The sequence below is a fragment of the Nonomuraea solani genome (assembly GCF_900108335.1).
GTDB lineage: Bacteria > Actinomycetota > Actinomycetes > Streptosporangiales > Streptosporangiaceae > Nonomuraea > Nonomuraea solani.
Window position 1 is genome coordinate 1 of the sequence record NZ_FNVT01000042.1, and the last position, 21400, is coordinate 21400.

At 67.6% G+C, this 21400-nt stretch carries 15 protein-coding genes and 1 pseudogene; 10 read left to right on the forward strand and 6 right to left on the reverse strand.

Going from position 1 to position 21400, the window contains the following annotated elements; translation table 11 throughout:
- Positions 1–9 precede the first annotated feature (9 nt).
- Positions 10–1434 (reverse strand): non-reducing end alpha-L-arabinofuranosidase family hydrolase, encoded by a 1425-nt coding sequence (locus C4V41_RS58200; protein WP_407670178.1) that lies wholly within the window; start codon positions 1432–1434, stop codon positions 10–12.
- A gap of 357 nt (positions 1435–1791) precedes the next feature.
- Here C4V41_RS58200 and C4V41_RS58205 point away from each other — a divergent pair, with 357 nt between their 5' ends.
- A complete protein-coding gene (locus tag C4V41_RS58205; protein ID WP_235031065.1) occupies positions 1792–4176 on the forward strand; it encodes a glycoside hydrolase family 95 protein in 2385 nt (794 codons plus the stop codon).
- Between the two features lie 96 nt (positions 4177–4272).
- Here the strand turns inward: C4V41_RS58205 and C4V41_RS58210 are convergent, their stop codons facing one another.
- Entirely contained in the window at positions 4273–5715 is a 1443-nt protein-coding gene (locus C4V41_RS58210; protein ID WP_103964642.1) for an endo-1,4-beta-xylanase, read from the reverse strand.
- Between the two features lie 397 nt (positions 5716–6112).
- Here C4V41_RS58210 and C4V41_RS58215 point away from each other — a divergent pair, with 397 nt between their 5' ends.
- Genes C4V41_RS58215 through C4V41_RS58230 form a run of 4 tightly spaced genes read left to right on the forward strand, consistent with a single transcriptional unit; the run spans position 6113 to position 11639 of the window.
- A complete protein-coding gene (locus tag C4V41_RS58215; RefSeq protein ID WP_103964675.1) occupies positions 6113–7390 on the forward strand; it encodes an extracellular catalytic domain type 1 short-chain-length polyhydroxyalkanoate depolymerase in 1278 nt (425 codons plus the stop codon).
- A gap of 31 nt (positions 7391–7421) precedes the next feature.
- Entirely contained in the window at positions 7422–8813 is a 1392-nt protein-coding gene (locus C4V41_RS58220; protein WP_235031066.1) for a glycoside hydrolase family 43 protein, read from the forward strand.
- Complete coding sequence (locus C4V41_RS58225) at positions 8813–10054, forward strand: cellulose binding domain-containing protein (RefSeq protein ID WP_103964643.1); 1242 nt, start codon at positions 8813–8815, stop codon at positions 10052–10054. Before C4V41_RS58220 ends, C4V41_RS58225 begins: the two co-directional genes overlap by 1 nt.
- Positions 10055–10067: 13 nt before the next feature.
- On the forward strand, positions 10068–11639 hold the full coding sequence (locus C4V41_RS58230; protein WP_103964644.1) for a ricin-type beta-trefoil lectin domain protein: 1572 nt from the start codon (positions 10068–10070) through the stop codon (positions 11637–11639).
- A 38-nt stretch (positions 11640–11677) separates the two neighbouring features.
- Here the strand turns inward: C4V41_RS58230 and C4V41_RS62595 are convergent, their stop codons facing one another.
- Positions 11678–11815: a hypothetical protein gene (locus C4V41_RS62595; protein ID WP_160150775.1), complete on the reverse strand. Its 138-nt coding sequence runs from the start codon at positions 11813–11815 to the stop codon at positions 11678–11680.
- 55 nt (positions 11816–11870) lie between these two features.
- Positions 11871–12122 (reverse strand): annotated as a pseudogene (locus C4V41_RS66365) (hypothetical protein); the annotation flags it as partial.
- An 878-nt stretch (positions 12123–13000) separates the two neighbouring features.
- Between C4V41_RS66365 and C4V41_RS58235 the strand changes: the two are divergent.
- Complete coding sequence (locus tag C4V41_RS58235) at positions 13001–13969, forward strand: AraC-like ligand-binding domain-containing protein (protein WP_103964645.1); 969 nt, start codon at positions 13001–13003, stop codon at positions 13967–13969.
- 257 nt (positions 13970–14226) lie between these two features.
- Positions 14227–14829 (forward strand): dihydrofolate reductase family protein, encoded by a 603-nt coding sequence (locus tag C4V41_RS58240; RefSeq protein WP_103964646.1) that lies wholly within the window; start codon positions 14227–14229, stop codon positions 14827–14829.
- Positions 14830–15313: 484 nt separating this feature from the next.
- On the opposite strand, the gene C4V41_RS58245 is transcribed toward C4V41_RS58240, so the two are convergent.
- A complete protein-coding gene (locus tag C4V41_RS58245) occupies positions 15314–16075 on the reverse strand; it encodes an SDR family oxidoreductase (RefSeq protein WP_103964677.1) in 762 nt (253 codons plus the stop codon).
- A gap of 463 nt (positions 16076–16538) precedes the next feature.
- Here C4V41_RS58245 and C4V41_RS58250 point away from each other — a divergent pair, with 463 nt between their 5' ends.
- On the forward strand, positions 16539–17402 hold the full coding sequence (locus tag C4V41_RS58250; protein WP_103964647.1) for a helix-turn-helix transcriptional regulator: 864 nt from the start codon (positions 16539–16541) through the stop codon (positions 17400–17402).
- A 280-nt stretch (positions 17403–17682) separates the two neighbouring features.
- Here the strand turns inward: C4V41_RS58250 and C4V41_RS58255 are convergent, their stop codons facing one another.
- Positions 17683–18084 (reverse strand): hypothetical protein, encoded by a 402-nt coding sequence (locus C4V41_RS58255; RefSeq protein WP_200825000.1) that lies wholly within the window; start codon positions 18082–18084, stop codon positions 17683–17685.
- Positions 18085–18341: 257 nt separating this feature from the next.
- On the opposite strand from C4V41_RS58255, the gene C4V41_RS58260 reads away from it, so the two are divergent.
- Both C4V41_RS58260 and C4V41_RS63730 read left to right on the forward strand, forming a co-directional pair.
- Complete coding sequence (locus C4V41_RS58260; RefSeq protein ID WP_103964648.1) at positions 18342–20603, forward strand: WD40 repeat domain-containing protein; 2262 nt, start codon at positions 18342–18344, stop codon at positions 20601–20603.
- 74 nt (positions 20604–20677) lie between these two features.
- The gene (locus C4V41_RS63730; RefSeq protein WP_146104238.1) at positions 20678–20863 is read left to right on the forward strand and encodes a hypothetical protein; all 186 of its coding nucleotides are present in this window, start codon (positions 20678–20680) and stop codon (positions 20861–20863) included.
- Positions 20864–21400 lie beyond the last annotated feature (537 nt).

Consider the following 21400-nt stretch of genomic DNA (forward strand, 5'->3'; position numbering starts at 1 on the left):
GTCAGGCCGTCAGCGTTGCAGGGTCAGCAGGCCCGGCCGGTAGGGCAGGAGGCCGTAGTCGCCGCCGGAGTTGGGGCTGCGGCCTTGGTAGAGCAGTTGGAGGTTGCAGGGGTCGACGGTGAAGGTCTGGTCGGCGCTGGTGCGGATCAGTTCGCCGTGGCTGATGTCGTTGGTCCAGGTGGCGCCGCTGTTGGCCTTGCCGGCGAAGGGGTTGCTCTCGGTGGCGGCCTGGGGTGTCCATGTGCCGTTGAGGCTGGTGGCGGTGAAGGAGCGGAAGTAGCGGCCTTGTGCGCCGATGGCCTCGACGAGCATGAGGTATTTGTTCTGGTTGTGGAGTTTGTAGACCTGGACGGCTTCGAACAGGTTGTTCCTGGTGTCGCTCATGATCACGGTGGAGGTGCTGCCGAAGCTGGCGGGGAAGTTGCCGAGGGGCATGCTGGCCCGGTAGATCCTGCCGTTGTCGCCGGCGAAGAACAGGTACATGTTGGTGCCGTCGCCGATGAGGGTCTGGTCGATGGGCCCGGTGCCGGAGTCGGTGATGCTGCCGGAGAAGAGCACCTGCTGTGCCGACCAGCCGTTCGGGTTGGCCGGGTCGGTGGAGGTGCGGTAGGAGAAGGCGGTGCCGCCCCATTGGTAGGCGAGCACCCAGATGTTCTTGGGGGCGAAGTAGAAGAGTGTGGGGGCGACGGTGGAGTTGGACATGGCGTTCTGGCCGGCGGAGGCCATCTCGGGCCAGTTGGTGAAGAGGCTGAAGTTCATCGAGCCCCATCGGGTGCCGGTGTCGTGGGTGGTGGCGTAGACGAGGTGCCGGCCGTTGTAGGGGGCGACGGTGAAGTCCTTGAGCGAGACCCAGCCCGATTTCGGGGTGGCGAGCTGGCCGGTGGAGGTCCAGCGGTAGGTCGCGGGGAGGTCGCACGGGCCGGGGTTGCCGCCGCCGACCTGGACGAGCTGCCATTGCTGGTTGGTGCCGCCCCAGTCGTCGTATTGGACGATGCCGGCGTTGTCGGCGGTGGAGGCGCCTTGGACCTCCAGGGCCTTGTTGCTGTGGCGGGAGATGAGCCGTACGTGGCCGCCGGCCGAGTCGGCCAGGCGCCACTGCTGGTTGGTGCCGTTGCCGTCGGCCCATTGCACGATGGAGCCGCCGTTGGCGGTGGAGAAGTTGTAGACGTCGAGGACCTTGCCGGAGTGGCGGGACTTGACGCGGTAGTAGCCGCCGCCGGAGTCGACGAACTGCCATTGCTGCTGGTTGCCGTTGTTGCGGGTCCACTGGGTGATACGGCCGCCGTCGGCGGTCGAGGAGTTGTAGACGTCGAGGGCCTTGCCGCTGTTGCGGTTGACCAGGACGTACCAGGCGTTGGTGTCGACCGTCGCCGCTGCCGCTTGGGGCGTGAGGAACACGCCCACGAGAAGCAGGGATGTGAGAACCGCGAGCACGCGCCTCACAGAACCTCCAAAGGTTGTCGTTCACGCCCGTTGTCGTCGGCGACGAGCGTGTTAGCGTTAACATTCGACCTTGCAAGGCGTTGTGGCGGAGTACATCCGACGGCCCCGTCCGGCGTCAATCAGGGCACCCCTCGCCGACCCGGGCGTCACCGCCGGACGCCCCTCCCCGCCTGGAGTTTCGTCTCAAGCGAGATCGCGTCGGGCTGCCCGTTCGTGTGAAAGTTTCATAGAAGTTGCCAGATGGCACCAGATAATTTACGAAGGGCATGAGGTTAAGTTTTTTGTCGAGAGGGTGAGATGTCTGATTTATCGCGAAGACAAGTATTGAGATTCGGCGCGGCCGGAGCCGTGGGATTGCCGCTCGGGTGGACGGCCACCGCCCGGCCCGCCTCGGCGCCCCCTCCGGAGGTGAGCGCCGCGAACGATCTGGCCCTGTGGTACGACGAGAGCGCCGGCACGGATTGGCTGCGTGCGCTTCCGATCGGCAACGGCCGTCTGGGGGCCATGGTGTTCGGCAACGTCGACACCGAGCGGTTGCAGCTCAACGAGGACACCGTCTGGGCCGGCGGGCCGTACGACCAGAGCAATCCCCGCGGGGCGGCGGCGGTGGGGCAGATCCGGCAACTGGTCTTCCAGAACCAGTGGAGCCAGGCCCAGACGATGATCGACCAGAACATGCGGGGAAACCCGGTGGGACAGTTGGCCTACCAGACCGTCGGTGATCTGCGGCTCGGCTTCGGCGGCGCCGCCGGGGCCACGGAGTACAACCGTCATCTGGACCTCACCACGGCCACCACGGCCGTTTCCTACCTGCAGAACGGCGTCCGGTACCGGCGCGAGGTGCTCGCGAGCGCGCCCGACCAGGTGATCGCCATCCGCTTGACCGCCGACAGACCGGGCTCGATCACGTTCTCCGCGACGTTCAACAGCCCGCAACGAGCGAAACGCTCCAGCCCGGACGGGACCACGGTCGCGCTCGACGGCATCTCGGGGGACATGGAGGGAGTGACCGGCTCGGTCCGGTTCCTGGCGCTCGCGCGGGCCGTCGCCGAAGGCGGCAGCGTCAGCAGCTCCGGCGGCACCCTGCAGGTCAGGTCCGCCAGCAGCGTGACGGTGCTGGTTTCCATCGGCTCCAGTTACCGCGACTACCGCGATACCGGCGGCGACCACCAGGGCGTGGCGCGGCGCCATCTCGACGCCGCCACCGGCAGAACCTACGACGACCTGCGTGCCCGGCACATCACCGACTATCAGCGGCTGTTCGGCCGTACGACGCTCGACCTCGGCCGCACCGCGGCGGCCGACCAGCCGACCGACGTGCGGATCGCCCAGCACGCGAACACCAACGACCCGCAGTTCTCAGCACTGCTGTTCCAGTACGGCCGATATCTGCTGATCAGTTCCTCACGGCCGGGCACCCAGCCGGCCAACCTGCAGGGCATCTGGAACGACTCGCTGACGCCCGCGTGGGACTCGAAATACACCATCAACGCCAACCTGCCGATGAACTACTGGCCGGCCGACACGACGAACCTGTCCGAGTGCTACGAGCCGGTGTTCGCCATGATCAACGAGCTCACGGTCAGCGGCGCTCGCACGGCCCGGGTCCAGTACAACGCCGGCGGCTGGGTGACCCACCACAACACCGACGCGTGGCGGGCGACGTCGGTCGTCGACGGCGCGCTCTGGGGCATGTGGCAGACCGGGGGAGCGTGGCTGGCGACCCTCATCTGGGACCACTACAGCTTCACCGGCGACCTGCGGTTCCTCCGGCAGTACTATCCCGCGATGAAAGGCGCCGCGCAGTTCTTCCTCGAGACCCTCGTGCGGGAACCGGCTCTCGGCTATCTGGTCACCAACCCGTCGAACTCCCCAGAACTCGCTCACCACGCGGGTGTCAGCGTCTGCGCCGGCCCCACCATGGACAACCAGATCCTGCGAGACCTGTTCAACGGCTGCGCCCAGGCCTCCCAGGCGCTCGGCGCCGACGCCGACTTCCGGGCGCGGGTACTGGCCGCCCGGGACCGGCTCCCGCCGATGAAGATCGGTTCGCGCGGCAACATCCAGGAGTGGCTGTACGACTGGGTCGAGACCGAGCCCGCCCACCGGCACATCTCCCACCTCTACGGCCTGCACCCCAGCAACCAGATCACCAAGCGCGGCACCCCGGCGCTGTACTCCGCCGCGCGGCGCACCCTCGAACTACGCGGTGACGACGGCACCGGCTGGTCACTCGCCTGGAAGATCAACTATTGGGCGCGGATGGAGGAGGGCAGCCGTGCGCACGCGCTGCTGCGCCTCCTGGTGACGACGGCTCGCCTGGCGCCGAACATGTTCGACCTGCACCCGCCGTTCCAGATCGACGGCAACTTCGGCGCGACGTCCGGTATCGCCGAGATGCTGCTGCAGAGCCACAATGGTGAGCTGAACGTGCTACCGGCCCTGCCGCCGGCCTGGCCGAGTGGCAAGGTGCGGGGTCTTCGGGGACGCGGCGGCCACACCGTGGACGCGACCTGGAGCTCCGGCGGGGACACCGAGATCCTTCTCAGGTTCGACCGCGACGGGACGGTCAACGTGCGCAACCGGATCTTCGCGGGAACCTACCAGGTGGCCGACACCACGACCGGCGATACCGTCACCGTCACCAAACCCGAGAACGACGTCATCAGACTGACCGGCCAGGCCGGCCGTACGTACCGCATGACCGGATCAGGACCCGCGCCGGTGAGCTAAACAACCAATGGACGATCGCGAGCGCGTGACGGTGCGGCCGGTGGACTGGCCACCGGCCGCACCGCTCACGGCCTGGCACTGTGCGCGCTGTGCGCGCTATGCGGATGCGGGGGTGTAGGTCCACTTCTGGTTGTTGCCGCCCGAGCAGGAGTAGAGCTGCAGCCCCGTGCCGTTGCCGGTGCCGTTACCGACGGCGTCGAGGCACAGCCCGGACTGGACCCCGGTGATGGTGCCGTCGGAGTTGACGCGCCACTTCTGGTTGTCGCCGCCCCAGCAGGAGTAGATCTGGATCCTGGCGCCGTTGCCCGTGCCTCCGGCGTCCAGGCACTTGTTGCCGTACACCTTCAGTTCCCCTGCCGAGGTCAGCGACCACTGCTGGTTGCTCTGACCGTTGCAGTCCCAGAGCTGTACCGCGGTGCCGTCGCTGGTGCCGGCGCTCGGCACGTCCACGCAGCGGCCGGAGGCCGTGCCCTTGATCGCTCCCGCGCCACCCCCGCCGGGCGGCGGGGTGGTGCCGCCGTTGAGCGCGTTGAGCACCGCCGTGTAGGCGGCCTTCTTGTTGCCGTTGCCGTCGAAGAGCAGCGGGGCCGCGCCGGAGCCGAGCCAGGAGTCGCTGTCGCGAACTCCCCAGACCGTGACGCCGGTACAGCGCGGCACCGCCAGGCAGTCGTTGACGACGTTGGCGTACGTGGTGGCCGAGCCGCCCTGGATGTCCAGCTCGGTGATCTGCACATCGACCCCCAGCGCGGCGAAGCTCTGGATGGTCGTGCGGTAATTGCCGTTGTAGGGGCTGTTGCCGTTGAAGTGCGACTGCAGGCCGACGCAGTCGATCGGCACGCCGCGGGACTTGAAGTCGCGGACCATGTTGTAGACGCCCTGCGTCTTGGCCCAGCTCCAGTTGTCGATGTTGTAGTCGTTGTAGCAGAGCTTGGCGGCCGGGTCGGCGGCGCGCGCGGTGCGGAAGGCCACCTCGATCCAGTCATTGCCGGTGCGCTGGAGGTTGGAGTCGCGCCGGCCGCCGGAGTTGCCGTCGGCGTAGGCCTCGTTGACCACGTCCCAGGCGTAGATCTTGCCCTTGTAGTGGCCCATGACGCCGTTGATGTGGTTGATCATCGCCTGGCGCAGCGTGCTGCCCGACAGTTGCTGCATCCAGCCCGGCTGCTGGGAGTGCCAGGCCAGGGTGTGCCCGCGTACCCGCTTGCCGTTCTGCACAGCCCAGTTGTAGACCCGGTCCCCGGCGCTGAAGTTGAACTGCCCCCGGTTGGGTTCGGTGGCGTCGATCTTCATCTCGTTCTCGGCCGTCACCATGTCGAACTCGCGATTGGCGATCGTCGTGTAGGCGGAGTCGCCGAGTTTGCCCGAGGCGATGGCGGTGCCGAAGTAACGGCCGCTCTGCGCGGCGGCCGCGCCGAGCGTGCTCGCCGCGGCGTCGGCCGGAATCGCCGTCGCCAGTGCCGTGATCAGGCCGAGTGCGCCGAGCGCGCCGGTGATCAACGCCCGGCGGCGTGCGGCAGGCGGGGACATGGCGGTGACAGGCATGGTTGAGCCTCCAGAGCGAGTCATGGATGTGGGGGATATGCCGGGCACTCAGTGTGTGGATCTCACCGAAACTTGTCAATTGATGAGTGAAACTTTCGAAAATTCCTGACCGGATGACCAGCTCATAGCCTTGAAACGTTTCGGTAAGGCAGGTTGGCATGAAAGTTTCATGGCGATGCTCTCGCTGTTCGAAAGGAAAATCCGAGGTGAGCGCGGTTGATCGAGGTCTCATGCGATCTGCCGCAAACTAAAGGCCTCTTGACAGTACCTTTCGGCTCGGATTGGCTCCGTCCAGCCACCACCTCCACCGGCCTGTTAGCGCTAACAAGGGAGAGGCGGAACAATGAAGCGAGGCGAACCGCATCCGAGAAGGTATGTGAGCATCGGCGCCGCCCTGATGGCCTTGGTCGCGGCGACGGCCACCGCTCTGGCCATGTTCCTCACGGCCACGCCGGGAGCGTCGGCGGCGGTCCTGACCGAAGTGACCGGCTTCGGTGACAACCCCGGCGGCCTGCGGATGTACCTCTACGTCCCCGACAGCGTGGCATCCCGGCCCGGCGTCCTGGTGGCGATGCACGGCTGCAACGGCTGGGCGACGGGCTTCCACCAGGGGACCGAGTTCGCGTCGCTGGCCGACCGGCACGGTTTCATCGTCATCTACCCGCAGGCCAACAAGAGCGCCAATGGCCTGTCGAACTGCTTCGACGTCTGGTCGGACGAAGCCCTGCGGCACGGGGGCGGCAGTGACCCGGTGTCCATCGTCTCCATGGCGAACCACGTGCTGCAACGCTACAACGGCGACCCGCAGCGCGTGTTCGCCACCGGCTTCTCCTCCGGCGCCATGGAGACCCTCAACCTGCTCGCCACCTACCCTGACGTGTTCAAGGCCGGCGCGCCGTTCGCGGGTGTTCCCTATGCCTGTCTCGGTCCCGCCGGGTGCGGCGACAAGACACCGCAGCAGTGGGGTGACCTGGTCAGGAACGCCTACCCCGGCTACACCGGGGCCCGCCCGCGCGTGATGGCTTGGCACGGCACCGCCGACTCCGTCCTGCCCTACACGATGCTGCAGGAAGAGGTCGACCAGTGGACCAACGTGCACGGGCTGAGCCAGACCCCCGCCTCCACTGACAGCCCGCAGTCCGGATGGACCCGGCGGGTCTTCGGCTCGGGTCAGGTCGAGGCCTACACCATCACCGGAGCCGGCCACGATCTGCCGCGACCGGGGATGGCCGCGTACGCCATCCGCTTCTTCGGCCTGGACGGCGGCTCGTCCACCACGACGCCGACTCCACCGCCCGCCGGGCAGATCAGGGGAGCCGGCTCCGGGCGTTGCCTGGACGTGCCCGGCGCCGCCACCACAGACGGCACGCAGGTGCAGTTGTGGGACTGCAACGGGCGCGGCAACCAGCAGTGGGCCACCACCTCGGCCGGTGAGCTCCGGGTCTACGGCGGCAAATGCCTCGACGCGGCCGGCACCGGCAACGGCGCCGGCATCCAGATCTACTCCTGCCACGGCGGCGCCAACCAGAAATGGCGGCTGAACGCCGACGGCACCATCACCGGTGTGCAGTCCGGGCTGTGCCTGGACGCCGTGGGCCAGGGCATCGCCAACGGCACCCGGATGCAGCTCTACACCTGCCACGGCGGCGCCAACCAGCGCTGGACCCGCACCTGACCCGCCGCGGCCCTCGACCCGGAAGGTGATCATGAAAGCCTTGTTCAGGAGTGGTGTGACGGCGATCGCGGTGCTGCTCTGCGTCGTGACGGTGATCCCGGGCACGGCCAGGGCGGACAATCCGATCGTCCAGACGATCTACACCGCCGACCCCGCCCCACTGGTGCACAACGGCCGGGTCTACCTCTACACGGGACACGACGAGGACGGCTCGACGTACTTCACCATGAAGGAGTGGCGGGTCTGGTCGTCCGCGGACCTGGTGAACTGGACCGACCACGGCTCGCCGATGAGCGTGGCCACCTTCACATGGGCGAGCGCGGACGCGTGGGCGGGCCAGGCCGTCTACAGGAATGGCAAGTTCTACTGGTACGTCCCGGTGAAGGACCGGGCGAGCGGCCAGATGGCCATCGGCGTCGGGGTCTCCAACAGCCCCACCGGGCCCTTCACGGATGCCATCGGCCACCCTCTCGTCAGGAACGGTGAGATCGACCCGACGGTCTTCATCGATGACAACGGGCAGGCCTACCTGTACTGGGGCAACCCCAACCTCTGGTACGTCAGGCTCAACGCCGACATGATCTCCTACTCCGGCAGCCCCACGAAGATCCCCCTCACCACCGCGGGCTTCGGCACCCGCACCGGCGACCCGAACCGTCCCACCCTGTACGAAGAGGGTCCCTGGGTCTACAAGCGCAACGGCCTGTACTACAACGTCTTCGCCGCGAAATGCTGCTCGGAGTTCATCGGCTACTCGACGGCACCGGGTCCCACCGGCCCCTGGACGTACCGAGGGACGATCATGCCCACGCAGGGCGGCAGCTTCACCAACCACCCCGGCGTCATCGACTTCAACGGCGGTTCCTACTTCTTCTACCACAACGGCGCCCTGCCGGGCGGTGGCGGCTTCACCCGTTCGGTGGCCGTCGAGAAGTTCACCTACAACGCCGACGGAACCATCCCTGCGATCAACATGACCACGACCGGAGCGCCCCGGGTGGGGACGTTGAACCCCTACGTCCGCCAGGAGGCCGAGACGATCGCCTGGGGGTCCGGCGTGGAGACCGAACCCGCCGGCGAGGGCGGCATGAACGTCGGGTGGATCGAGAACGGCGACCACATCAAGGTCAAGGGCGTCGCCTTCGGCTCCGGCGCGACGTCCTTCAGCGCGCGGGTGGCCTCGGCGACCAGTGGCGGCCGCATCGAGCTCCGCCTGGACGGGGTCAACGGCACGCCGGTGGGGACGTGCACCGTGCCGGGCACCGGCGGCTGGCAGACGTGGACGACGGTCACCTGTCCGGTGACCGGCGCGACGGGCACTCATGACCTGTACTTCAAGTACACCGGTGGCAGCGGCTACCTGTTCAACGCGAACTGGTGGCAGTTCACCGGAGGCTCCTCCATCCAGATCGGAGTTACGTGATGTCAGGACGCGGCTCCCTTTTCACCACGATCGCGGTCGCCGCCGCGGCGGTTCTCGTACTGGCCACGGGCCGTGCGGCGATGAGCAGCGACGCCGGCACGGCCGCGGTCCCCGCCGGCGCCCTCGCACCGACCGCCGGATGCGGCAAGACCCCGACTCTCAGGAACGGTACGCAGTCGATGCAGACCAGCGGCAAGAACCGCTCCTTCATCCTCCGGCTGCCCGACAACTACCACAACGGCACCCCCTACCGGTTGATCTTCGGCTTCCACTGGCGGGGCGGCACCGCCGCCGACGTCGACTCCGGCGGAGCCAGCGGATATCCCTGGTCCTTCTACGGCCTGCGGCAACTGTCGGGCAACGGTGCGATCTTCGTCGCACCGCAGGGCTTCAACAACGGCTGGGCGAACGGCAACGGTGAGGACGTCACCTTCGTCGACGACCTGATCCGGCTCATCGAGGCGGATCTCTGCGTCGACACCGCGCAGCGCTTCGCCACCGGGTTCAGCTACGGCGGCGGAATGAGCTTCTCTCTCGCGTGCTCGCGGCCGGCGGTCTTCCGGGCGGTCGCGGTCTTCTCCGGTGCGCAGCTCAGCGGGTGCGGCGGCGGGACCCAGCCGATCGCGTACCTGGGACTGCACGGCCTCGGGGACACGGTGCTCGGCATCGCGCAGGGACGGGCCCTGCGTGACAGGTTCGTCCGCAACAACGGCTGTACCGCGCAGAACCCGCCCGAGCCGGGCTCGGGCGGCCGCAGCCACGTCGTCACCACGTACTCCGGGTGCCGGGCCGGTTATCCGGTCGTCTGGGCCGCGTTCGACAACGGTCACACGCCCGCGCCGGTGGACGGCACCTACACCGACAACGGCGCCACGACCTGGACCAAGGCAGTGGTGTGGACGTTCTTCTCCCAGTTCGGGAGCTCCTCGACGCCGACCCCCGCACCGGGGGGATGCACGGCCACGATGGAGACCGTCAACTCCTGGTCCGGCGGCTTCCAGTCCACCGTGACCGTCCGCGCCGGTGGCAGCGCCGTCAACGGCTGGACGGTCGGCTGGAGCTGGCCGGGCGGGCAGACGATCAGCAGCCTGTGGAACGGCGTCCGCACCGGCTCCGGCGCCGGCGTGACCGTACGCAACGAGATCTACAACGGCTCCATCGCGGCCGGCGGCACCACGACCTTCGGCTTCACCGCCGGCGGCGCCCCGGCCACGCCCACCCTTTCCTGCGACGTCGCATGAGGAGGAGAGCCAGATGCGTAAGATCATCCGATTGACGCTGGCGGTGGTACTGGCCGCCGGTTCCCTGGTCGCGATCGGTGGCACGTCGTCGCCGGCCGCCGCGCTGGACAACGGGCTCGCCCGTACGCCGCAGATGGGCTGGAACGACTGGAACACCTTCTTCTGCAACGTCAACGAGGCCCTCATCCGGCAGACCGCGGACATCATGGTCTCCAGCGGCATGGCGGCGGCCGGCTACGAATACGTCAACATCGACGACTGCTGGTCCACCAGGAGCCGCGACGCCGGCGGCAACCTGGTGCCCGACCCGCAGAAGTTCCCCAGCGGCATGAAGGCCCTGGCGGACTACGTGCACGCCAAGGGGCTCAAGCTCGGCATCTACTCCTCGGCGGGCACGACCACCTGCGCGGGATACCCGGCCAGCCTGGGCTACGAGCAGCGTGACGCCGCCCTGTGGGCGTCCTGGGGGATCGACTACCTGAAGTACGACAACTGCGGCGACCACCAGGGCAGGAACGGGCAGCAGCGCTACACCGCCATGCGCGACGCGCTGGCCGCCACCGGCCGCCCGATCCTCTACAGTCTGTGCAACTGGGGCCAGGAGAACGTGTGGACCTGGGGGATGCCGGTGGGCAACTCCTGGCGCACGACGGGCGACATCGCGGCGAACTGGAACTCCATCACGGGCATCCTGGACCAGCAGGTCGGGCTTGAGGCGTACGCGGGGCCGGGCGGCTGGAACGACCCCGACATGCTGGAGGTCGGGGTCGGCTCGCTGACGGCGACCGAGGGGCGGGCGCACTTCAGCCTGTGGTCGCTGCTGAACGCCCCGCTCATCGCGGGCAACGACATCCGGTCGATGAGCGCCGAGACCCGCGCCACCCTGACGAACACCGAGGTCATCGCGGTCAACCAGGACTGGGGCGGCAGGCAGGGCCACAAGATCAGCGACAACGGGAACCTGGAGGTCTGGCGCAAGCCCATGTCCAACGGCTCGGTCGCGGTCGTCCTGCTCAACCGGGGCACCTCTGCCTCGACGGTCTCCACCACCGCCTCGGCCCTGGGCCTGGGTTCGGCGTCCTCCTACTCGGTGCGCGACCTGTGGGCGCACACGACGTCCTCCTCCTCCGGGACCATCAGCGCGCCGGTGCCCGGACACGGGGCGGCCATGTACACCGTCACCGGTGGGGGCATCGTCCCCGCGGCCGCGATCAGAGGGGCGGGCTCGGGCCGGTGCCTGGACGTCACCGACGCCTCGCAGGCCAACGGCGCGCAGGGGCAGATCTGGGACTGCGACGGCCGGCTCGGTCAGCAGTGGACGTCCACCGCGAGCGGTGAGCTACGGGTCTACGGCAACAAGTGCCTGGACGCCCACAACCAGGGCACCGCCAACGGCACCCGGGTCATCATCTGGGACTGCAACGGGCAGGCCAATCAGCGGTGGCGCCTCAACGCCGACGGCACCATCATCGGTGCGCAGTCGGGCCTGTGCCTGGACGTGCCGAACAACGCCACCGCCAACGGCACCAAGCTGGTGATCTGGTCCTGCAACGGCGGCGCCAACCAGCGGTGGACCCGCACCTGAGGCCCCGGCGGCGGTGATGCGGCCGGCCCGGCCTGGTCTCAGCCGCACCAGATTGCCGCTCCCCGTCGTCGACCTGACGAGCCAGAGCGACGAAAGCCGAGCACATCGGCGATGGCGTCGAACTCGCCGGCGGCTTCGAGGTTGAGCGCCGCGCAGACGTCCAGCAGCACAGGCACGGGTAAGAACTCCGCCTCATTCCACGGAACGGGGCTCCGACATCGTTGATCGTGGTCAGGTCCCACGCGATGTCGCAGGCTCGTCCACGGTCAACTCGGCGGTGTCGCAGCGGTCACCGGCACCGCCCGCGATGGGGTGACCCAGGCGATCGCCCGCGCCTACGCCGGCGGCCGCCGCGTCCTCGCAGCGTTTGGAGGTTGGCCACTTCGTAGACCTCCACTTGCCGAGCTCGTGCCCGTGGCCGCTGGCCTTGATGCCGCCGGTGGGAAGGTGCGGATCGGTCGTGGAGATCGTGTTGATGAAGACGGCTCCGGCTTCCGCTCACCAATGCGGCGTGCTCGCTTTACCGCGACCTCCACGCGGATCAGACGTACGGTCCGGCAGGAGACCGCCTGCTCGCCGAGGTCACCTCCAGGCGCCGCACCGTCGACCTGGCGACGTGCTTGTCGCCCGGCCTCCCGGCGAACTGTCCGACGAGCGACGCCCGCTCGACGAACAGGCTCGGCAGATCATGAGCGGCCGTTCACCGGTGCGTTGATCGGGCCTTTTCCCGTGATGCTGCGCTTTCCCGGCCTCTCCCGGCCGCTGCTGGAGTGGTTCACGACGGTCACGAACGCCAGTGTGCTTCCGGCGCGGGTGCGTGAGGTCGCCATCCTCACCACGGGTTCACGGTACGGCGCCGCGTACGAGCTCTACTCTCACAGCAGGATCGCGGTGGAGACGGGGGCTGTCGGACGGCGTCGTCGCGGGGCTGGTCGCCGGGCAACGGCCCCCGGAGCTGACGCGGGAGGAGTCGGCCGCGCACGATGTGGCGGCTTGCCTCTATGCCGGTGCACCGCTTCCGTGGAGCGCTCTATCGCTCCACGGTCGGCTCCATCAAAGCCGGGGCGGTTCAAGGTGCAATTGCTGTCAGACCTTGAGAAGTTCTTCTTCCTGGACAGCTTGGGAATGACGAACATGCGAATGAACGTCTCGTTTAGCGTCCTCGGAGCACTGCTTGGCGTGGATGGCCGTTCCGACGTGCTGTACCTGCGGAATCATGCTGCTCAGGAGATCGTCTGAGCCGTATACGCGTAACAGTTCGATCTTGGGCCTTGAGTTCTAAGCGATGACGTAGCGGCCGCTACGCAGGGGCCTGGCCCTGAGGAGCTAAATGTCCTGCGCAAGCGGGGATATGGTGAGTTGTGGAGCTTCTGATCCGGACCGCTGACATGGCTCCCGCGCGGCGCGGTCACGCCTGGCGGGAGGTCGTGTGTGACGCGCTGGGTCCGTTGGAGGTACGGATCGACCGGGATGCTCTCGTGCAGGGGGAGATCGAGGTGGGGGCCCTCGGATCAATCGGTCTGGGCCGGGTCAAGACGACGACGCGCCAGAGCGTGCACCGGACACCTGCTCTGGTGCGGAGGGATAGCCCGCAGTTTCATCGCCTCGTCCTGGCGGTGTCGGGACGGCCTCGCGTGGCGCAGAGCGGACGGGCACGGTGGCTCGCGCCCGGTGAGTTCGCCGTTTACGACTTCGCCCGGCCGTATGTTCTGGACTACGACGGCGCGGTCGAGTTGGCCGTCTTCAGCTTCCCCGTCGGCACGCTGGCCTTGCCGCCTGACTCGCTGGCGAAGCTTGCGGCCTTGCCGATCAGCGGTGCTGCTGGCACGGGGGCATTGGCGGCATCGGTGCTGCGCCGCGTGGCGGTCGACCTGGCGTCCTATCGGCCGGCAAGCGCCGGCCGATTGGCGACGGTTGTGGCCGACCTCGTCAGCGCGGCGCTCGTGGAGCGCCTGGACCAGCCCGACGTTGTCCCGATCGAGTCGCGGGAACGCGTGCTGGTCCTGCAGATTCGTGCCTTCGTCGAGCAGCACCTCGATGACCTCGACCTTGACCCCGCTGTGATCGCGGCTGCGCACCACGTCTCGCTGCGGCACCTTTACCGCCTGTTTGAGGCCGATGGCACCTCGGTCGCGGCCTGGATACGGCATCGGCGACTGGAACGCTGCCGGGCCGACCTGGCCGACCCGGCGTTGGAGGACAGACTCGTGGGCGCCGTCGGCGCTCGTTGGGGGCTGTCCGACCCCGCGCACTTCAGCCGGCTGTTTCGGCGCATTTACGGATTCTCACCCACCGAGTACCGCCAAGCCCGCCTTGAGGTGACCGGCTGAAGTACGGCCAGTTGGTTCGCCTGCTGCTGGGCCGAAGCCGGCACGGGCGGTCAACCAGTTGGCTGGCAGGTACAAGACGCCGACGACGGCGTGGGAGACACTCGGTGTGGTGGAAGCGTGCCACACCATGCCTTCGCCGCAGGGAATACCCGCGATACGACGGGCCGACGACCCGCTCGATGCGGGACGGCAGCCGTAAGGGCAGACCGTGTCCGCCGGTGCCGGCCAACTAGCATCGACCGCTAGGAGAAATCGCAATGCGCAACGTAGTGATGGCTATGATGACGACCCTCAATGGTCGCCTTGATAAGCCGGACGCCTGGGTTGCCGGTGTCGACGACGAGCAGTACGCCGACATCGACCGCCAGTACAACCGGTTCGACGCGATCATCGTCGGGTCCACCACCTACACAGAGATGCATGCCTACTGGCCCGGCGCACTAACCGACGAGACCGGCTACGCCGACTCCAACGTCGGGACCAACCAACGCATGGCTGAGAAGATGAACGCCTACCGCAAGTACGTCTTCACCCGAAGCGACGACGGCCCCAATCTCACCTGGGCCAACAGTGAGCCTGTCATCGCCCCAGCCGACGACGACGTCATCAAGTTCGTCAAGAACCTCAAGGACCAGCCTGGCCGTGACATCCACCTCGCCGGCGGAGCCACCCTCGCGCAGCACTTCGTCCGCCTCGGTCTCGTCGACCGATTCCGCTTCCTCGTCTACCCCCTTGTCTCGGCAGGCGCCCGATGGTTCGACCAGGTCGACCACCTCCCCACGCTCCAGCTCAACGAGGTCACCGGCTACGACAACGGCGTTGTCGCCCTGGACTACACAGTCGTGCAGACGAGTGAGTGACCTGACCGAACGTCAATGTCGGATCTCGGTCGCGTGGCCACGCTCGCGTCGATGGTGATGAACTGCTCGACGAAGTCAGGCCGGTGCGGCCAGATACCGGTGTTGATGAGCAGTTCAACTCCGGCCTCGACGCAAGATGGCCCGGTGGCGCCGAGCGTGAGTGCGCAGGCCGGCCCGCCGCGGGCTCAGCTTGGATCCACGGCTCGAAATCTGACGCATGCGTTGTGAAATGCGGCGAGGTGCCCTCTGACCTGGGAAGATTGGAGTTCTTCACGCTTCGATCAGCCAGCTCAGGAAGGCTGTGGGTGCCGAATACCCGGGCAACGACGCGCCCCCTCTACCGGGCCTTGCAGAACTCATGCTGGACGTCCAACGCATCAAGCGAGCAGGACGATGACTCGGCAGCACCTCGGGTGCATCAGCGATCCATCGAAGATCACTGACATGAGGATGGTGCACCAATGAGCACGCTGCCAGCCTGGAGTCAGACGGGCTGGCCGATCGGACGGATCGTCACCGTGTTGAGGTCGACGCCTGTCGGCTGGTCGAGCGCGAAGCCGATCGCCTCGGCCACCGAATCCGGGCTCATTGCGATGGGGGGAGCCTGGCCGTGCCAGAACGCGGTGTCGATCATGCCTGGGTTCACGACCGTGACTCCGATGCCGCGGGTCGTGGCGTGCAGGCGGAGATTCTCGGCGAAGCCGACCACTGCCCACTTCGTGGCGGAGTAGAGGTTGCCCGAGCTGTTCTTGATTCCGGCCACGCTGCCGATGAGCACCAGCCGGCCGCGGGACTGCTCGAGGTGGGGCAGGGTCGCCTTGGCCAGCAGAGCCGGACCGAGCACGTTGGCGAGTACCATCGGCGCCCACAGCTCCGGATCGCCGTCGTCGATGACGTCGGCACCGCCCGTCCGGAAGTGATCCGCGGACGCGCCGCCTGCGTTCGCGATTGCCGCGTTGAGCGACCCGAAGCGCTCCACCGTGCTGGTGACCGCAGTGTTCGTGGAGTCCCAGTCGGCGGCATCTGCTACCAGGCCCAGGACGCGGTCCGCGTGGCCGACTTCGTCGAGGAAGGCCTTGAGCCGACCAGGGTCGCGCCCGGTGACGGCGACCCGGTGGCCACGCACGAGCAGGAGCCGAGCGGTCGCGGCGCCGATCCCGCTCGTGCCACCGGTGATCAGGACCGTCTTTCCAGCGACCCCCGATGCGCCGGAGCCAGTGAGCGTGTCGGTGAGTGAGGTGTTCATGGCGTCCACTCTGTGGCGCGGCGTGGGTCCGCGACAGTTGCTTCCAAAGGTAGGGACGCCGTCCCCTGGCAGGCAGCGGCGTCACGCGCAGAGGCTGGACGAAACGTCAGCCAACGAAGGGACCCGCATGACCATCGACGTTCGTCACGACCATGTCGGCATCCCCATGCCGTCGAGCCTGCCGGCAACCCACGACATCCAACGGCTCCACCACTTCTGTTTGGCCGTGGCGGACCTCAACGATGTCCTAGCCCGCTTACAGGCACGTGGTGTGGCGCCCTTCGCTGGGCCACTTCAGATCGACCCATCGGCCAACGAATCACCTTCATCGTCGACAATGTCGGAACGATCATCGAGGTGACTGCCGCGATCTGAAACGCCACGAGGCGACCGTGACAGTCGCTTGCGAAGGTGGGGACGACATCCCCTGGTGCGAACGGCGCCGCCCAGGGAGGCTGTGCCTATGTCGAACACGAGGTACTCCGAACTCGGTGGCTTCCTGCGTTCACGACGCGAGCGGATCCGCCCCGAGGAGGTCGGGCTCGCGCCCGGCCCGCGGCGACGTGTCCGCGGTCTGCGTCGCGACGAGGTCGCCGTCCTGGCCGGCGCCTCGGTGGAGTACTACACCGAGCTCGAGCGTGGTGCTGGCTCGCAGCCCTCCGACCAGATGCTCGCCGGGCTCGCCCGCGCCCTGCGTCTCAGTCGCGACGAACGCGACCATCTGTACCGGTTGGCGAACCGCCCGATCCCGCACCAGGGCGGAACGGCGTCACACGTCAACCCCGCGATGCTCGACCTGCTGACACGAATCGACGGGACCCCGGCGATGGTGAGCACCGACCTGCACGCCGTTCTGGTCCAGAACCCGCTCGCCATCGCGATGCTCGGCGACCTGTCCGCGCACCACGGCCGCGCAACGAGCTTCATCTACCGATGGTTCACCGACCCGGCCTCGCGGCAGATCTACCCGCAGGAGGACCTCGCCCCGCAGTCACGCTCGTTCGTCGCCGACCTGCGCGCGGCAGTCGGGCGACGCAGCCCAGGCGACGCCGAGGCGACCAAGCTGGTGGACGAGCTGCTGCAGCAGTCGCCGGAGTTCCAGGCGCTTTGGGCCGACCAGGACGTGGAGGTGCGCAGAGACGAGCGCAAGCGGATCGTCCACCCCACCGTTGGCATGCTCGACCTCAACTGCCTCAGCCTCTTTAGCGAGGACGGCCGCCAGCGGTTGCTCTGGTTCACCCCACGCGCCGGGACCGACGCCGCCGAGAAGCTCGCGCTGCTGACCGTCGTGGGCACACAGGCGATGCAAGCCGAACCAGCCCGATGAACCGATCGAGGAGGTATCGCTCGAGCGATAGACGCGACAGACGCGACCGCTGATCGTCACCGTCTAGCGCCGCTAGGCTTGGTGCGTGCTGCCGCTGTCGGACCAGACGCAGGTGGCTGTCATCCGCACGGCACTCATCGGCCGGCCCAGATCTACACCCTCAAGCCCCGATAGAGCCTCCGCTCACCGATCATTTGCTTCCCAGCAAGATCACTTCCCACACCTGCAGGGATACTCCCGGGGCTCGCTGCCGCCTGCCTCGTGAATGCTTAGTTTCGGGTCAGCTGGTGATGACCTTGACCAGGTTCACGGTGTTCTGCGTCCGCATGATCGTGCGGAGGCGTTCGGCTCGAAGTCGCCTCCCGCGCCTGTGGTGCGCCCTCGGCCTGGTCTCGGTGACCGGAGCGGTCATGTGGGGATCGAGGCGCTTGAAGAACGCGGCGATGTCGTCGAGTTCGGCGGGGTTGTCACCAGCACGCAGCCCGCGGAAGACGCCGCCCAGGACACGCAACATGCCCACCGAGCCCAGCAGCGAGGTGCGACGAACTCTCTGGGCCGTGGTCAGCTCGTCGGGCTCGCGCTCGGCCTTCTTGCTGATCCGGCCACCGGCTCCGGCGATGACGGCCCGGGTGATGTCGGCGGCGTGCTTGGCGCCCATGAAGTTGGAGTTCTTCAGGGTCATGTGGTCCTGCTCGGCGGTCGGCCCTGCCCTTCAGGAGCGGGTGGCCGAGGACGTTGGGAAGTCCTTGACGGTGCGGGCCGTCACCGACATTTTGACCGCGTTCGGGACAACTTTGTCACCGATGACGTCTATGGTGTCCCACCATATCGGCAGGGCCGGATGGACGGAGATCGGTTGTGCGTGGCTGGGGCAGGGTCGGCGGATCGGACAAGCGGGATGAGTTGAAGGTGGCTTGGCTGCCGAAGGGGCGGGGGGCGATGATGACGGATCCGGCGTTCCTGCGGGCGCTGGACCGGAAGCGATTACCGGCCGTCATGGTCGCGTTGCGGTCGGAGCGGGGACGGCTGACGCGGCTGGTGTTCGAAGGAGTGGCCTCATCGGCTGGCTGGGCGCGGCTTGGCGGAGCGGAGCGGGTGGCGTGGGTGGTGGCCGCGGCTCGGGCTGCCGGAGCCGTGGAACTGGCCTCGTCGGTGCTGGCCTCCGGGTTGCCGGTGGCGTGGGTGACCCGGTGGGCGGCGTTTCCGCCGCCTCAGCTGCCGCTTCATGAAGACCAGGTCTTGGTGCACGCCAATTCCGTGGCGATCGGCAATGTGGACGGCCGTGCGACGATCGTGTCTGGTGGAAGCGATTGCAGGGTGCGCATGTGGGACGCGGCCACCGGTGCCCCCATCGGTGCCCCCCTCGATTGCGCCGCCCACGACTACGACAGGGTGCGCACTGATGAGGTGTATTCAGTCGCCATCGGACGCATCGATGGGCGATCGGTGATCGTGGCCGGTTGTGGCCACACGACCGCAGTCGTGTGGGACCACCTGACTGAGGAGTCCCCGCGCCGCCGCCGAGTCTGGCGTTCCCTGTCCGAAGGCCGGGCGGCGGTGACGATCTGGCCCGACGACGAACATGTTTCGCCGGTCATTGTCCGCGGTGGTGGCTTCGACCACACGATTGAGCGTATGGACGCCGGGTCAGGTGGTCTGCTGGGCAGGCCCATCGAATGCCGGTCGAGGACGGTGAACTCGGTGGCGATGGGGCTGATCGGCGACCGACGAGTGATCGTCTCCGGCCACGCTGTCGAATTCGACGAGGAAGGGGAAGGCGAAGAGGCAGGCGACGGAGAGGTACGACTGTGGGACGCGGTCACCGGTTCCCCGATCGGTGAACCCCTGCGTGGCCACATCGGTGCCGTCCGGTCCGTGGCGATCGGGGGTGTCGACGGCCGGGAGATCGTCGTCTCCGCGGGCGACGACGGCACGGTTCGGCTCTGGGATCCGGCGACCCGAACTCCGGTCGGCGAACCTCTCCGAGGCCACACCGCCGCGGTGCAGGCGCTGGCGATCGGGCAGATCGACAGTCGAACGGTGATCGTCTCCGGCGGTGCGGACAACAAGGTCCGGGTGTGGGACGCGGTCACCGGTTCCCCGATCGGACCCCTGCGCGGCCACCTGACCGCGGAGAAGTCGTTCCATCACAACGTGGTGAAGTCGGTGGCGGTCGGCCAGGTCGAGGACCGGGCGGTGATCGTCTCCGGCGGCGGTGACGGCGTGGTGCGGATGTGGGACACGACGGCGGACCTCCCGCAGGGCCATCTCGACGAGGTGCTCTCGTTGGCGCTCGGCGTCGTCAACGACCGCTCCGTGATCATTTCCGGTGGGAACGACGGCACGATACGGATGTGGGACGCGACGACCGGTGCTCCGGTCGGCGAACCACTGGGCAATGGCATCGGTGCCGTGCATTCGGTGGCGATGGGGCACACCAGGGACGGCCATGTGCTGCTGGTTGCCCTCACCTGGGGCCGTGCCCGGATATGGGACGCGGTCACCGGCGCCCTTGTCGCTGAGCTGCCGAATCAATCCGTCAACAGGATCGCGGTGGGGACTGTGGCAGGTCGATCGGTGATCGTCACCGTTGGTGCCGTCTATGACAAAGCCGACAAAACCTGGAAAAAGGAGGTGCAGCTGTGGGAGATGGCCACGGGAACCCCGATAGGTGAGCCCTACCTTGTACCGGATCGCGTGACATCGCTGACCGTGGTAGAGGTAGGAGGCCGTACGATGATCGTCTCCGGGCGCGAAGACCACTCCCTGCGTGCGTGGGACGCCGTGACCGGGGCCCCGATCGGCGAAGCCATGCGAGGTCACACTGGCAGCGTGGTCGCCGTGGCGGTCAAGGAGGCGGAAGGCCGCACCTTGCTCGTCTCGGGTGGTGCCGACAAGACGGTCCGCGTGTGGGACGTGATGACCGGCACTCCGGTCGGCGACACCTTGCGCGGTCACACCGCAACGGTCTCCTCAGTGGCCTTCGGCGAGGTAGGCGGCGGGTCGGCCGTCGTCTCCGGCAGCCGGGATGACGGCACGGTGCGGATCTGGGACGCTGCCGCTCACCCTGACCGGTCGGGGCGATGCATCGACCTCGGCGTGCCGGTGACCGGGGTGGTCCCCACCGGACCCGATGAACTGGTGGTGAGCACCGGCATCGGAATCATCGGCTTGACTCTCGCTGAGCCCTCTCGCTCCTGAGTGGGCCGGCGCGGTCTCAGCTCTCCGTCGGCCGGGTCGATGGCCGGCACGCCGCCCTGGACGACCCGCTCGGGGTGGGCATGCTGCTGTACCGCCTGCAGGAGGCCAGGGCCCGAAGATCAGGTTCGCGCGCCGGGGCCGAGGAGCCGGGCCATGCGCCCACTGGGCGGTTGTCTGCTGCGGAACTGTTCGATCAGCTCAAATGGATCGGTGATCATCCAGAGCGGTTCCGCCGCTTCGGAACCTGTCAAACCTGGTGAGACGTCAGGCTACTCGCGTGCTTTGTGGTGAGGTGCCGGGCTCGGAGGCCGTGGGTGGCTGGTTGATCCACACCTTGGTCGGCAGCGGCGGTGGCGGGAAGGGCCGTCGGCTGCGGACGTGGACGGCGGTGCCGTCGTGCACCGAGGCGGGTGTGTGCATCGCGATTCCGAAATGACGATGCTCGTGATTGTAGTAACGGAAGAATTGGCCGCAGAAGACGTTGGCATCTTCGATGGACCCGAACCGTCCAGGAAATGCCGGACAATATTGAATGTTCTGAACTGCGCTTCCAGGTACGGGTTGTCGTTGGACACGTGCGGCCGGGAATGCGATTGGTCGATGCCGAGCAGTGCGATCAGGCCGGTGACGATGTTAGAGGTCATCGACGTGCCGCGATCGGCGTGGATGGAGCGAGGTGCGACGGCGAATCAGCGTCTACGCACCCGATGCGCCACCACCCGACGCGGTCGTGGATATCTCAACCCCGCTTAACTTCGAAGAGCCGATATGCCTCGATCGGCTGAATCGGACCGTCG